Origin of the sequence: Paraburkholderia translucens (assembly GCF_020881035.1) — a bacterium.
GTDB lineage: Bacteria > Pseudomonadota > Gammaproteobacteria > Burkholderiales > Burkholderiaceae > Paraburkholderia > Paraburkholderia translucens.
In genome coordinates this window covers 25,172-38,852 of record NZ_JAJITC010000017.1, presented here as the reverse complement: position 1 = coordinate 38,852, position 13,681 = coordinate 25,172, and the positions used below count along the sequence as shown (strand labels likewise).

The 13,681-nt window shown below is 60.4% G+C and carries 10 protein-coding genes, 1 tRNA gene and 1 pseudogene; 11 read left to right on the top strand and 1 reads right to left on the bottom strand.

The window, feature by feature from the left end:
• The first annotated feature begins 44 nt into the window (after window positions 1-44).
• The 5 genes and pseudogenes from LJ655_RS25325 to LJ655_RS25305 form a co-directional block, all read left to right on the top strand.
• Entirely contained in the window at window positions 45-455 is a 411-nt protein-coding gene (locus tag LJ655_RS25325) for an integration host factor subunit alpha (protein ID WP_075301562.1), read from the top strand.
• Between the two features lie 43 nt (window positions 456-498).
• A complete protein-coding gene (locus LJ655_RS25320; protein WP_230563931.1) occupies window positions 499-915 on the top strand; it encodes a MerR family transcriptional regulator in 417 nt (138 codons plus the stop codon).
• A 76-nt stretch (window positions 916-991) separates the two neighbouring features.
• A tRNA-Pro gene (locus LJ655_RS25315) sits at window positions 992-1,068 on the top strand.
• Between the two features lie 130 nt (window positions 1,069-1,198).
• Complete coding sequence (locus tag LJ655_RS25310; RefSeq protein WP_230563930.1) at window positions 1,199-2,911, top strand: DUF6538 domain-containing protein; 1,713 nt, start codon at window positions 1,199-1,201, stop codon at window positions 2,909-2,911.
• 400 nt (window positions 2,912-3,311) lie between these two features.
• Window positions 3,312-4,067: pseudogene (locus LJ655_RS25305) on the top strand (IS5 family transposase); the annotation flags it as partial.
• A gap of 466 nt (window positions 4,068-4,533) precedes the next feature.
• On the opposite strand, the gene LJ655_RS25300 reads toward LJ655_RS25305, so the two are convergent.
• Complete coding sequence (locus LJ655_RS25300; protein WP_230563929.1) at window positions 4,534-4,815, bottom strand: hypothetical protein; 282 nt, start codon at window positions 4,813-4,815, stop codon at window positions 4,534-4,536.
• Window positions 4,816-4,918: 103 nt separating this feature from the next.
• On the opposite strand from LJ655_RS25300, the gene LJ655_RS25295 reads away from it, so the two are divergent.
• The 6 genes from LJ655_RS25295 to LJ655_RS25270 all read left to right on the top strand — a co-directional run bounded on the left by LJ655_RS25295 (window position 4,919) and on the right by LJ655_RS25270 (window position 13,601).
• Window positions 4,919-5,308, top strand: coding sequence for an SOS response-associated peptidase family protein (locus LJ655_RS25295; RefSeq protein WP_230563928.1), 390 nt, complete (start codon window positions 4,919-4,921; stop codon window positions 5,306-5,308).
• On the top strand, window positions 5,262-5,564 hold the full coding sequence (locus LJ655_RS25290) for a hypothetical protein (RefSeq protein WP_230563927.1): 303 nt from the start codon (window positions 5,262-5,264) through the stop codon (window positions 5,562-5,564). Before LJ655_RS25295 ends, LJ655_RS25290 begins: the two co-directional genes overlap by 47 nt.
• Window positions 5,565-6,557: 993 nt before the next feature.
• Window positions 6,558-7,982: a basic amino acid/polyamine antiporter gene (locus tag LJ655_RS25285; RefSeq protein ID WP_230563926.1), complete on the top strand. Its 1,425-nt coding sequence runs from the start codon at window positions 6,558-6,560 to the stop codon at window positions 7,980-7,982.
• Window positions 7,983-8,003: 21 nt separating this feature from the next.
• Entirely contained in the window at window positions 8,004-9,284 is a 1,281-nt protein-coding gene (gene arcA, locus LJ655_RS25280; protein WP_230563925.1) for an arginine deiminase, read from the top strand.
• Between the two features lie 169 nt (window positions 9,285-9,453).
• Window positions 9,454-10,527, top strand: coding sequence for an efflux RND transporter periplasmic adaptor subunit (locus tag LJ655_RS25275; protein ID WP_230564002.1), 1,074 nt, complete (start codon window positions 9,454-9,456; stop codon window positions 10,525-10,527).
• Entirely contained in the window at window positions 10,524-13,601 is a 3,078-nt protein-coding gene (locus LJ655_RS25270; protein ID WP_230563924.1) for an efflux RND transporter permease subunit, read from the top strand. The genes LJ655_RS25275 and LJ655_RS25270 overlap by 4 nt, the downstream gene beginning before the upstream one ends.
• Window positions 13,602-13,681: the final 80 nt, after the last annotated feature.

Sequence of the window (13,681 nt, the reverse complement as noted above, 5' to 3'; positions counted from 1 at the left end):
TTTCCGCATCCATTGTTTTACGCTTGGCGCGCCATTTGATAGATATGAATGAAATGAACTCGAGTGATTTCGAAGCCCTTCTTACGGCGCAACGCAGCGCCATGATTCGAGATATTCCGACATCACCCGCCGTCGTTTCCACTGAAACGCCGACGCTCACCAAAGCGGAACTTGCCGAGTTGCTGTTCGACAATGTCGGGCTCAACAAGCGGGAAGCGAAGGACATGGTCGAGGCGTTTTTCGAGGTGATCCGCGATGCGCTGGAGAGCGGCGATAGCGTGAAGCTGTCGGGCTTCGGTAACTTCCAGCTGCGCGACAAGCCGCAGCGCCCGGGCAGAAATCCGAAGACTGGCGAGGCGATTCCGATCGCCGCGCGTCGCGTGGTGACGTTTCATGCAAGTCAAAAGCTGAAGGCGCTCGTCGAGAACGGCGCCGAAGCGAGTTTCGCGCGCTGATTGACTGGCGCGCTTTCGCGCAACCCATCACGGCTAACTGACGATGACAGCGACGATCGAAAAAGTCGTCTTGCCTCCGATTCCGGCGAAGCGCTACTTCACGATCGGTGAGGTTAGCGAGCTATGCGGCGTGAAGCCTCATGTGCTGCGTTATTGGGAGCAGGAGTTCACCCAGTTGAGGCCGGTCAAGCGACGCGGCAATCGTCGGTATTATCAGCATCACGAGGTGCTGTTGATCCGGCGGATTCGAGAGTTGCTGTACGAGCAGGGTTTTACGATCAACGGTGCGCGCAATCGTCTCGATTCGCACGGTGCCGGAAGCCCGGATGCGGTGGTCGAGGAAGGCGAGGGCGCTGGGGGACCTGCGGGGCGGGGCGAGGCATCGGCGGCAGCGGCCGCCGTCGACTTGGAGAAGCTGCGTAAGGAACTGCAGAACGTAATCGATCTGCTAGGCCACTAGTTCATGAGCCGGTTCACTTTGTTCGCGCGGGACAGTTCTAATCGAATGAAGTGTCTGTTATAATTTTTCGTCTGTTCGGGGCGTAGCGCAGCCTGGTAGCGTACCTGCATGGGGTGCAGGTGGTCGGAGGTTCAAATCCTCTCGCCCCGACCAAGGATTAAGGCCCGGAAATCCAGGCCAGTAAAGGGAATCCCAATACTGGCAAGATTTTCCGGGCTTTGTCTTTTCCGGCATCGTCAATCTACCTTGTCAATTCGCGTGTCAAAATGTGCGGATGGACGACATGACAACACTGCCTCCTGGACTGGAACCGCATCCCAAAAGCGGTATCTACCAGCTCCGTATTGGCATTCCCAAGCACCTTCAACACCTGTTCCCTCGCACGAGTGGTGGCAAGCTGGCGACCGATGCATACAGAGCCAGCCTCAAGACCCGCAACCGCGCTGAAGCGATCACCATCGCACACCGGCTGATAGCCGAACACCGAGTCCGATTTCAGGCGCTGGAAGACAGCACACGCCCCGCACCATTCGTCCCGCTGTCAGAAGAGCTAGAGGCTTACATCGCCCAGGCTGTACAAAATCTGGTCCTGACGCTGGATGAGCAAACCCGCGTTACCCCGATACTGGTTGGCGCCTACAGGGGGCACCTCCCCAATACCGATCAGGTTGCATGGGAACAAACGAGGGATTTTCTGACACAGGAGCAAGCCGCAGCGGTACAGCGGTTTGACCAGGAACAGGTGCAGGCTTGGAAAGCAGCATTAGCTCGGGGCGATTTCTCGGCCACCCGTGAGTACGTAGACTTCGTTTGTGACCCTCTGTCTATTCGTGTGGAATGGGACTCGACCGAGGGGCGTCTGGCACTTCAGCGCATCACGCGAACTCTGGTTAGGGCCATGGATGCCGTGGCACAAAGAAGCCAAGGCGAACCTGTAGATACACCGCCCGCCCCCGTCATCCCCAAGGAACTCACGCCCGACGACGAACCTTCGAAGAAGACTCGGGACGCGCCCAAGACTCTGCGGGACATGGTGCCGTCCTGGCAGCAGTGGAACGGGTATGCCGAGACAGACAACCCCGCCAAGCGCACCGGGAAAGCGCTAGCGTTATTCGAGGAAGCGTGCGGCACAGTCCCCTTGAGCAATCTGACGCGAGCGACCGGAGCGGCCTTCGTCAAGTTCCTGTTAGACAGCAAGGCGCGGGGCTTCGGGGCCAAGACCGCTCACAATCACTACACGTCCGTAAATGCTTTAGTGAACACGGCTGTCAAGGATGGCATCCTCGACCGTAACCAGTTCGCGGTTTCGTTCGACAAGACCAAGGGTGCGAAGAAACGCGAAGGATGGACCGATAACGAACTAGAAATACTGTTCGGGGCGCTCCTGTTCTCCGACCAGATGGAGCAAGTACGCCATTGGGATAACGTAACGCCCGAAGATGGCCGGGCAGCCCTGCTGCTGCTTCTGCATACCGGAGCCCGTATCGGCGAGATAGCACAGCTACGCTGCGAGGACTTCCAGACCCGCCACGGCATCAAGACCATTCGCATTACCGCTGAGGCCGGAACGGTCAAGACCGACGAATCGGAGCGTATCGTCGCTCTAGCTTCTCACCTGCTGGCAGATCCGTGGTTCTCTGCGTGGCATGAGAGAACCGCGGGTGGTACGGGCAATGCATTTCCGTCATTGAGCGGCCGGGCAAGCGCACCGGGCGACACCTTGGGCAAATGGTTCCTGGAGCTTAGGCGCTCCCTCGGGTTGCCGACTGGTCGTCTTCACGGATCGCACAAGTTCCGCCATTGGATACGCGGGGCGCTGGCCGATAAGGGAATCGGCACCGAAACGTCAGACTCAATCACGGGCCATGCGGCGCAGGGTTCTAGCGGTCGCGTGGACTACACCAAGGCAGCAAGCCCCAAGACCATGCGAGAGGCACTAGACAGTATTGAATGGCCCAAGATCACGGTAACACCTCGGCCGTACGTTATCGGTTGATGCGCTCATCCTTTGCTGCACCATGGCGTTTGGCCGAGATCGACCCTGAACCGCCAGTCGTCTTTTGCAACTCCAACGACGGCTTGTAGTACGGCTGCGGTCGCCCATCTGTGCAGTTGCTGTCTCGCCTGAACCGGCGACGGTCCAGCCAAAGCAACCGGAACTGAATTCGGTGGGACGGCTCGCAGCTCCAGCCATTGAACGCGGCACGGCGGTTGCTAAGAAAGTCAAATTACTGCGAGCAAGCCGCCATGACCGCATCCATTCGAACGATCGAGCTCTACCTGCTGGCAGTTTCCCTCATGAGGAAAATGCAATGCAGAGTCAGGAGGGACACGCGGGAGGCCGAATTCCTGATCGACGAAGTACAGCTGCTGCCGGACCTGACGCAGATTGACCGTTCAATCTTGCCGACCTGGCATGCGAAGAGGCGCTGTACGACAGCCTCAGCCTGCGCCGTTTCGTTGGCATTGACCTGGGCAGCGAAACGGTGCCGGACGCCACGACGATGCTCAAATTCCGGCATCTGCTGGAAGAACAGAAACTGGGCGAACGGATTTTCTCGGAGGTGGGCTTGGTGTTGCAGGAGCGCGGAGCGAAGCTCAAGAGCGGCACGATTGTGGACGCCACGCTGATTGGAGCACCCTCGTCGACCAAGAACAAGGAAAAGGCTCGGGATCCTGAGATGCACCAGACCCGCAAGGGCCAACAGTGGTATTTCGGCATGAAGCTCCACATTGGCGTGGACAGTCAGAGCGGGCTGGCTCATAGCGCCGTCGTGACGGCCGCGAATGTGCACGACAAGCATCCGCTGCCCCAGTTGCTGCACGGTAACGAGCAACGCGTCTACGGCGACAGCGCATACGCGAGCCAGAAAGCACTGATTCACAGCAAGGCTCCGAAGGCACGTGACTTCACCAACAAGCGCACGCGTCGCAAGGACATTGTCGACGAAGTGGCGCGGCGCAAGAACCGCAACAAGTCGAAGATCCGCGCCCGGGTCGAGCACGTATTCGCGGTCGTGAAGCGGTTGTGGGGCTTCACGAAGGTGCGCTATCGTGGTCTGGCGAAGAACGCCAATCGCGCCTTCGTTGCGCTCGCGCTGGCCAATCTTTACATGTGGCGAGGTCGCTCGACGGCACAGGTGCGCCCGTAAAGGGTCAAAGGCGGGCAAAAAGCCCGCGCAGAGCCCCTCAGGGGGCGTGATGGGAGCTGGAATGCCGGCTTGCGCGGCTGTTATTCGCGATCTCGAAAGTTTACGCATGCCTTGGTCGCAACTAGTCGTGTTTACGCGGCTTGATCAGCGTAGCCATAAACGTGGAAGTGATGCCAGTCCGGACCGCCCTCGATACGTAGCGCCTTGTCGAACATGGATCCCTCTAGTGCCGGTAACCCGTTTCTGCAGACAAGCCCAGTTCAAAATTAATGCAGGACGACGCAGCGGCGATAGGACCAGTGGAGGCTCGATGCGCACTAAGCCTGGCTCGGTTCTCCGATCGTCAACGTAGCGACGTCGCCTTGTCGCGATAATCGGCATCATACATTTCGTGGTTTGTACGATGCTCTCTAGGCATGGGTCGAATCCTCTGGGGGCTTTCGTTCCGTCGTGCAACTAACTGTCTTTAGCCTACGTATCTCTGCGGCGGCAGCCCGAAACGGCTGCGCTCCGCCCGCTGGCGTGCCTCCTTCGTCCAATCCACATCTTTTGCCGGTGCCTTGACCAAGGCAAGCGGAGCGACACGATGACGGTCCCGTTTTGTGTGCTCGACCCTGTGCGAACGCTGATCGCTGCAGACCCAGAAGACGGCGCACGCTTCGGCATCGGTCATCCAGCCGACGGTCTGCTCGAAGCGCGCCAGTTTCTCATCCAAGTAGGCCCATTTCCACTCCCGAAGCGGTTCCATGATCTGCCTCGAATACTGTATGAATACACAGAATCATGGAGCCGTGTGCCGCGCTAGGGAGCGTCGGCCAAGATCAACCCTTCGCCGGGATTCGGAGTGGAGCATGTGCACCAACTTCGCAGCCGCGCGCAGCGATCAGCTATTGAAGCACTTGGGGATCGAGCCGCCTGACAGTCCGTGGCGCGATGAGGTGGACAAGGGCTATCCCGCGCCGATCATCCGGCGCGTCGAGGGACGCGACCGAGCGGACCTCGCGACGTTCGGTATTGTCCCGCGGCGGCATATCCCTGAGGGCGTGAACCCGTTCGACACCATGAACGCGCGTTCGGAAACGTTGGGCGAGAAGCGCTCGTTCAGCGGGGCATGGAAGGAGCTACAACTTACGTTGATTCCTTGCGAAGCGATCTATGAGCCGAACTACGAGAGCCGCAAGGCCGTCCGCTGGCGTGATCGAAGAGATCGGTCAGGCGCTCTGTCGCAAGCGCGGCGCTGATGCAGCGCGCACCTGCCAGAATGGATTCGGCCAGAAGGAGCACGCAAACAGAGATAGCCGGGTGATTCGGTCGACCGACGCGCAGCAGTACGACGCCGCGCGTGCCGTAAAGGACGGTCAGCACGATGCTGATAAGGATAGTTCGACCCACAACGGATTCATGGGCCAACCACAACCAGGCCGTACTGACGGCGCCAATCGTGAGCAGCATCGCGATGAAGTGCCAACGCGGTCGTCGCCCGAAGAAAAGCTGTGAGCCAACGAGTCCCAGCCCCGTACCAAAGATTATTCCGCCGTTTGCCACGAGGATCGACAGCCAGTCCGGCACGCTGCCGCGCAACGCGAGGAGGATGACGATATGCTGACCACCAGCGCACCCAAAGGCGCCAGTGACTGACTCCGCGTATGTTCTGAGGAAAACCTCTGGTAAGCGAGAAAAGGGCGATTACCATGAGTCCCGGCATGACCGAAGACATCAAGGCGACTGTGCGCAGATCGAAGAGCGGCATGCGGATCCAACGACGGGGGCGTCGCGCTTATATACCACCCCCCGGCAGGTCTCAGCGATGCTGCGCGGGGACCGGTCACTAGCATTGAACTGAAACCGGAGGGGTTGCATTGGCCTTGTGCTGACAATAAAGGTTTGCCCCGGAACTGGTCCTCGTTGCGGTTGAGCCAACACAGGTCGCCGAGTTATCCGGCAGACTGGAGTACGACCGCCTATGAGAATTACGAACAACTTGAAATCAATATTGAGAACCATTCGTGTCATGCACGAATGGTTCCCCAAATGACGCATCAATACAGTCGGGATTGAACCAGATGTTTGCAGCGCTAGTCGTCAAATCGCGTTGAGCCAGTTCGTGAAGCACATTTTCAAATAAACGTCCGTGCAGTCTTTGTTGAACCACGAGATCTTCACGAGAAGGTAACTTCTGTCGGTCGTCGCCAACGTAGCAGCGGACGATTCAAAGGGAAAGGCTGTGGTTCATTCAGGATAGCGGCACAAAATACCGCTTTTTAGAAAATGGACTAGTCTTTACTCGTGCCGGACCATTGAGTAAGCTCGAAGGCACGTTCGAAAACAAGGCGTCAATGCTCGGCCTTTGCGTGCGGCTACTCGCCTGATTGAGTCGGACGTGGTTGATGCCGCGCCTGAGAGGCGCAATCAGTAAGACGATTCGCGCAGTGCGACGCAGGTCTGGTTGTTCTCTCTGTAAAGCGAAGCTCCAGAAAAGCGAGGAAACCAATGGCCGATACCGAGCAGAAGATGAGTCGCTTGCAGCTCACGGCGATGGTCGTCGGGGGCATGGTGGGCGCGGGCATATTTTCTCTGCCGCGGACCTTCGCCAACGCGACGGGGCCAGTCGGCGCGGCCTTTGCGTGGCTCGTAGCGGGCATAGGCATGTACACGCTTGCACGCGTGTTTCAGGCGCTCGCGGAGCGCAAGCCGAAGCTTGATGCCGGCGTGTTCGTCTATGCCAAAGAAGGTTTCGGCGATTACCCGGGCTTCCTCTCGGCGTTCGGGTACTGGATCAGTAGTTGTATTGGCAACACTTCGTACTGGGTGCTGATCAAGTCCACGCTCGGGGCGTTCTTTCCGATCTTCGGCGACGGCAATACGGTCGCCGCCATCGTCGTCGCTTCGGTCGGCATCTGGCTGTTTCACTTCCTCATTCTTCGCGGCGTGAAGCAGGCCGCGTTCATCAACACGATCGTGACGTTCGCCAAGGTCATTCCGATCATGGTATTCATCGTCATCCTCCTGTTTGTATTCAAGTACGGGACCTTCCATCTGAATATCCAGTCTGCGGCGCAAGAGGGCGGCCTCATCCAGCAGATTCGCGCAACGATGCTGGTCACCGTGTTCGTGTTCATTGGCATCGAAGGTGCGAGTGTATATTCGCGCTACGCGAAGGAGCGCGCGGACATCGGGCGCGCAACGATCCTCGGGTTCGCCGGTGTGACTACGCTCATGGTGCTTGTTTCGATGCTGCCGTTCGCCGTGCTGCCGCGCGCGGACGTGGCGGGCATGCGCCAGCCCTCCATGGCGGCAGTGCTCGAAAGCGTGGTCGGTCCGTGGGGCGGGATCTTCGTGAGCGTCGGCCTGATTATCTCTGTGCTGGGCGCGTATCTGGCGTGGTCGCTCATCTGCGCCGAGGTGATGTTCGCGGCGGCACGCAATCAGGACATGCCGGCTGTGTTCGCGCGTGAAAACGCCAACGACGTGCCGGCCAATGCGCTCTGGATTACCAATATCGTTGTTCAGATTCTGGTCGCGAGTACGTATTTCTCGCGCGATGCGTTCTCGCTGATGCTCAATCTCACGAGCTCGATGTCGTTGATTCCCTATCTCTTCGTCGCCGCCTATGGATGGATCGTCTCGAACCGGGGAGAGAGTTACGAGGTTCGACCCGAAGAGCGCAAGCGAGATCTCGTGCTGGCGTCGATTGCCGTGATCTATACGATATTCATGATTCTTGCAGGAGGCCTCAAATTCATCCTGCTTTCGGCGATTCTTTACGCACCTGGCACGGTGCTGTATTTCCTCGCGCGTCGCGAGCGCAAGCTGAAGGTTTTCCAGCGTACGAGCGACTGGGTGATTTTCATTGTCGCGGCCGTGGCGGCGATCGTCGGTGTCATTGCGTTGGCTACGGGCACCATGGCCATCTAAAGGGAACAAGCGGAGATCGATATGTCCAAGGCGAAGGGTGACGAAAAGGGCAAGACGAAGAGCGAAAGCCCGTTCGGGGTGTATTCGGAAGTCGGCCAACTGCGCAAGGTGATGGTGTGCGCGCCTGGTATGGCGCACTCGCGTCTCACGCCGAGCAATTGCGACGAGTTGCTGTTCGACGATGTGCTGTGGGTCGACAACGCGAAGCGCGATCATTTCGACTTCGTCACCAAGATGCGCGACCGGGGTGTAGAGGTCGTGGAAATGCACAACCTGCTCGCCGAAACCGTTGCTGTGCCCGACGGCAAGAAGTGGATTCTCGACAATCAGATCGTGCCGAACCAGGTCGGGCTCGGCTTCATCGACGAGCTGCGCAGCTATCTGGAAGGGCTCGAGGATCGCAAGCTGGCCGAGACCTTGCTTGGCGGCCTGTCGATCTACGACTTTCCCGAATCGCATGGCGGTGCGGCGCTCAAGGTCGTGCGCGAAGCGGCCGGGTCTACCGAATATCTGTTGCCGCCGCTACCGAATACGCTATACACGCGCGACACCACGTGCTGGATTTACGGCGGCGTGACGCTCAATCCGCTGTACTGGCCGGCGCGGCACGAGGAGACGATCCTTGCGGCGGCGATCTACCGCTTCCATCCGGACTTTGCGGGCAAGGTCAATGTGTGGTGGGGCGACCCCACGGAGGACCACGGCATGGCCACGCTCGAAGGCGGCGACGTCATGCCCATCGGCAACAAGACCGTGCTGATCGGCATGAGCGAGCGCACGTCGCGCCAGGCGATCAGCCAGCTCGCCGCCACCCTGTTCAGGAAGGGCGCGGCGGAGCAGGTGATCGTGGCGGCCATGCCGAAAATTCGCGCGGCCATGCACCTCGATACGGTCTTCACGTTTGCCGATCGCGACTGCGTGCTGATTGCGCCGGATTTTCTCGCGCGTACCCGAACCTTCACTTACCGGCCCAGCGATCAACCGGCGGGGATGGAACTGCATCAGGAAAAGAAGTCTTTCGTCGACGTGGTGAGCGCGGCGCTCGGCATCAAGAAAATGCGCGTGGTGGAAGCGGGCGGCAACGACTACCAGCGCGAACGCACGCAGTGGGACAGCGGCGCGAACCTGGTTTGCACGTCGCCTGGCGTCGTGTTCGCTTACGACCGCAACACCTATACGAACACGCTGCTGCGCAAGGCCGGCATCGAGGTCGTGAGTATCGTGGGCGCGGAGCTCGGGCGCGGACGCGGCGGCGGCCATTGCATGACGTGTCCGATCATTCGCGATGCGGTCGCCTTCTAGGGCAGGAATCGTCGTTGTTTTCGGATGGATACGCTGCGTGCCCGACGGGGTTGCAACAGGGCGCGAAGTGCTGTCAGGTTGGACGCGGCCGGCCCGTCCAGAGATCCAGGGGAATACGCCAGTGTTTGCGAATCATGCTACGGGTCGAGCGGTTTCCCTGCCTTTGGCCGTGACGCTGTCTGCGCTGCTGTGGGTATTGGCGGCAGGCTCACTGACGGGCTGCCGTAAAGGCGAAGAAGCGCCGGTGACGGAGGTCCGCCCGGTACGCGCCGTCAAGGTGGAAAAGCAGGAGGCGGGAACCACCATCTCCTTGACCGGAAGGTTGCAGGCGCAGGCCGAGATCAATCAGTCGTTCCGTATCGACGGAAGAATGACGTCCCGCAACGTCGATGTCGGGGACCGCGTGCGGGCGGGCCAGGTGCTGGCGCGGCTCGACCGGATGAACGAGGAAAGCAGCCTGCAGTCCGCGCGGGCGCAACTGGCCGCGGCCCAGGCACAAGCCCTGGAAGCGCGCACCATGTTCACCCGCATGCGCGATCTGCTTGCGGAGCATGCCGTGTCGCGTGCTTCGTTCGAACAGTCGGAAGCGATGGCAAAGATCACCCAGTCGCAAGTCGATTCGGCGCAGTCGTTGGTCAGCATCGCACAGAACCGGCTCAGCTACACCGATCTGGTTTCCGACGTTGCGGGCGTGGTCACGGCGCGCGGGGCGGAGCCCGGCGAGGTGGTTCCGGCTGGCCGCATGGTCGTGCAGATCGCTCGCGAAGGCGCGGTGGATGCCGTATTCGATGTGCCCGCCGCAATCAAGGATGTCGCGCCTGGCAATCCCGACATTGTCATCGCGCTTGCCAGCAACCCTGAGGTCACCGCCGTTGGTAAGGTGCGCGAAGTATCGCCCCGGGCCGATCCGGTGACCGGAACCTTTGCGGTCCGGGTTCAAGTTCTCAATCCGCCGGCTGCCATGCGCCTTGGTGGTACGGTCATTGGCCACATGACGCTGCAGCGCGCGCCGGCCATCGAGATTCCCTCGAGCGCGCTGATCCAGCCCGGCGGCAAACCGGCGGTCTGGGTGATCGATACGAAGACGGGGACGGTTTCGGTGCGTGAGGTCGAGCTTCAGGCGTATGGCGAGGACCGCGTTCAGGTTTCCCAGGGCCTCGCCACCGGCGACGTGGTCGTGACTGCCGGTGTTCAGGCATTGCGGCCGGGACAGAAAATTAACTGGACCGAGGCTCCCAGGTGATTGGCCCGAATCTCTCCGAGTGGGCGCTTTCGAAGCGCCCCCTGGTGGTGTTCCTGATGATCGCCGCACTGGTGGCGGGAACGCTGTCATTCTTGCGGTTGGGGCGTGCCGAGGATCCGGTCTTTACATTCCGCACCATGGTGGTGGCCGCCGCGTGGCCGGGGGCCACCGTCGACGATACGCTCTCGCAGGTGACCGAGCGGCTCGAACGCACGTTGCAGGAGACCCGTCACCTCGATCGCATACGCAGTTATACGACAGCGGGTCAGACGACGATCTTCGTCGATCTTCTGCAATCCACGCCACCCTCCGAAGTCCAGGACATCTGGTATCAGGTTCGCAAAAACGTAGGTGATATGCGGCAAACGCTCCCGGCGGGAACGCTCGGGCCGTTCTTCAACGATGACTTCGGCGACACCTACGGCATCATCTACGGATTCACGGCCGACGGCTACAACATGCGCGAGTTGCGTGATCGCGTCGAGGCGATTCGCTCGCGTTTGCTGCTGGTGCCGGACGTTTCGAAGATCGAGGTGTTAGGTGCACAGGACGAACAGATCTACATCGAGTTCTCGACCGCCCGTCTCGCGGGCCTGCGTCTGGACTACCCGACCATCGTCGCGGCATTGAGAGCGCAAAATCTCATCAGACCGACCGGCGTCCTGCAAACCGGGCAGGAGCGGGTGTTCTTCAGGGTGACGGGCGCCTTCGATTCCGAACGCGACATCGAGAATGTCAACCTGGTGCTGGGCGGGCGCATCGTTCGCCTCGGCGACATCGCCACCGTGAGACGCGGCTTCGCCGACCCTCCACAGCCAATGTTCCGCGTCAACGGCAAGCCGGCCATCGGTCTCGCGATCGCCATGCGCGATTCGGGCGACATACTGGCGCTCGGTCGCAACCTGAAGGCCGAGATGGCCGACGCCACCGCGAACCTGCCCGGCGGCATCGAGCCATTCCTGGTCGCCAATCAGTCGGATACCGTCGATGTCGCAATCAACGACTTCATGGCGTCGCTCTGGCAGGCCATCATCATCATCCTGGTGTGCAGCTTCGTAAGTCTGGGCATACGGCCGGGGACGGTGGTGGCGTTATCGATCCCGCTGACGCTGGCGATCGTTTTCGGGATCATGGACGTCGTGCACATCGACCTGCACCGGGTGTCGTTAGGCGCGCTGATCATTGCGTTGACCTTGCTGGTCGACGACGCCATGACCACGGTCGACGCCATGATCAACCGCCTCGCCGCCGGTGACAGCAAGGATCAGGCCGCGACTTTCGCGTACCGTACGCTGGCTGCGCCAATGCTGATCGGCACGCTCGTATCGATATCGAGTTTCGTGCCGATTGGCTTCGCGAAGAGTTCGGCCGGCGAATATACGTTTTCCATTTTTTCGGTGGTCGCGATCGCACTGCTCGCGTCGTGGTTCGGTGCGGTGATTTTCTCGCCGCTGGTCGGTGTGGTGATCCTGAAAGCGCCCAAGGCAGAGAAGGAGCCGCGCAAACCCGGCAAAATGCTCACAGCCTATGGCCGCTTCCTGCGTGGCGCGCTGCGGCTGAGGTGGTTGACGATTGCCATCACGCTCGCGGCGTTCGTGGTGTCGATCTTCCTCGTGCGGTTCGTGCCGCGGCAGTTCTTTCCCGCTTCGGACCGGCCCGAACTGACGGTGGATCTGACCTTGCGCCAGAACGCGTCCATCCACGCGACCGAAGACCAGGTCAAGCGGCTCGAAGCCATTTTGAAAAGCGATCCCGATGTCGATCACTTCAGCAGCTATGTGGGCCGCGGCGCAGTGCGATTTATTCTCACGCTCAATGCTCAGTTACCCAATCCGTTTTTCGCACAGATTATCGTGGTCGCGAAAAGTCTCGAGGCGCGGGACCGGCTGCAATTGAAACTGGAGAAGATACTGAGCGACCAATTCCCCGGCATCGTCGCTCGCGTGTCGCCGCTGGAACTGGGGCCGCCGGTGGGGTGGCCGCTGCAGTATCGCGTTTCTGGCCCCGACCCGGCGCAGGTGCGCAGGGTCGCACTCGATCTGGCCGGTATCGTGGGTGCGGACGCGCGAACGCGCCACATCAATTTCGACTGGATGGAGCCGGCCCGGCAGATCCGCATCCACATCAACCAGGATGAAGCGCGTCAGCTCGGCGTGAGTTCCGCTGCGCTGGCCGCCATCATGAACACCGTCATTACCGGCACGCCACTCACGCAGATACGCGACGACATCTACCTCGTCAACGTCGTGGCGCGAGCGCAGGAAGAGCAGCCACTGACGGTCCAGTCGCTGAGTACGTTGCAGGTTCCCACGCCGAGCGGGCGCATGGTTCCACTCAGCCAGTTCGCGACGTTCACTGAGGAACAGGAGTCGCCGCTGATATGGCGGCGTAACCGCGTGCCGACGCTCACGGTGCGCGCCGACGTGATGCATGGCAAGCTGCCCGACGAAGTCGTAGCAACGCTCGCGCCGAAGATCGATGCGTTCAATGCGAAGCTGCCCAAGGGCTACCACGTCGCGACCGGCGGCATCTTCGAGGAAAGCGCGATTTCGCAAGCCTCGGTGTTTGCCGTGGTCCCGGTGATGATCGTGCTGATGCTGACGAGCATGATGCTGCTACTCGTGAGCTTCAAGCGCCTCGCCATGGTGGTCTCGGTGATGCCATTGGGCCTGATAGGCGTGGTGCTCGCGCTGCTGATTTTCAACCGGCCGCTTGGTTTTGTCGCCATCCTGGGCATTCTCGCGTTGATCGGCATGATCGCGAAGAACGGCCTGATCCTGATTGTGCAGATCGAGACCTATCGGCAAGAGGGTATGGGTGTGCTGGAGGCCGTTGTCGCCTCGGGCACTTCGCGCATACGGCCCATGATGTTGACGTCGATCTCGACCGTGTTCGGCCTGATCCCAATCGCGCCCACCGTGTTCTGGGGCGCCATGGCCTTCGCGATCATGGGCGGCTTGCTTGTGGCGACGGTACTGACCCTGGTGTTCCTGCCGGCGCTGTACATGGTCGTGTTCGGCAAGGAAGACCGGCCGCCGTCGCAGTCTTCGGGGATGGCGAGCGGGGCGACGTGAGCCACCGTGGCCTGACGCCATCCGGCAGACGACCGCCGTTTTCGCGCACGCTGGTTTTTTCACGGGTGTTCCATCAAGGA

Coding starts and splice junctions, on each gene's coding strand:
- arcA (WP_230563925.1), top strand. CDS start 8,004: ATGTCCAAGGCGAAGGGTGACGAAAAGGGCAAGACGAAGAGCGAAAGC.
- LJ655_RS25285 (WP_230563926.1), top strand. CDS start 6,558: ATGGCCGATACCGAGCAGAAGATGAGTCGCTTGCAGCTCACGGCGATG.
- LJ655_RS25325 (WP_075301562.1), top strand. CDS start 45: ATGAATGAAATGAACTCGAGTGATTTCGAAGCCCTTCTTACGGCGCAA.
- LJ655_RS25295 (WP_230563928.1), top strand. CDS start 4,919: ATGTGCACCAACTTCGCAGCCGCGCGCAGCGATCAGCTATTGAAGCAC.
- LJ655_RS25310 (WP_230563930.1), top strand. CDS start 1,199: ATGACAACACTGCCTCCTGGACTGGAACCGCATCCCAAAAGCGGTATC.
- LJ655_RS25300 (WP_230563929.1), bottom strand. CDS start 4,815: ATGGAACCGCTTCGGGAGTGGAAATGGGCCTACTTGGATGAGAAACTG.
- LJ655_RS25320 (WP_230563931.1), top strand. CDS start 499: ATGACAGCGACGATCGAAAAAGTCGTCTTGCCTCCGATTCCGGCGAAG.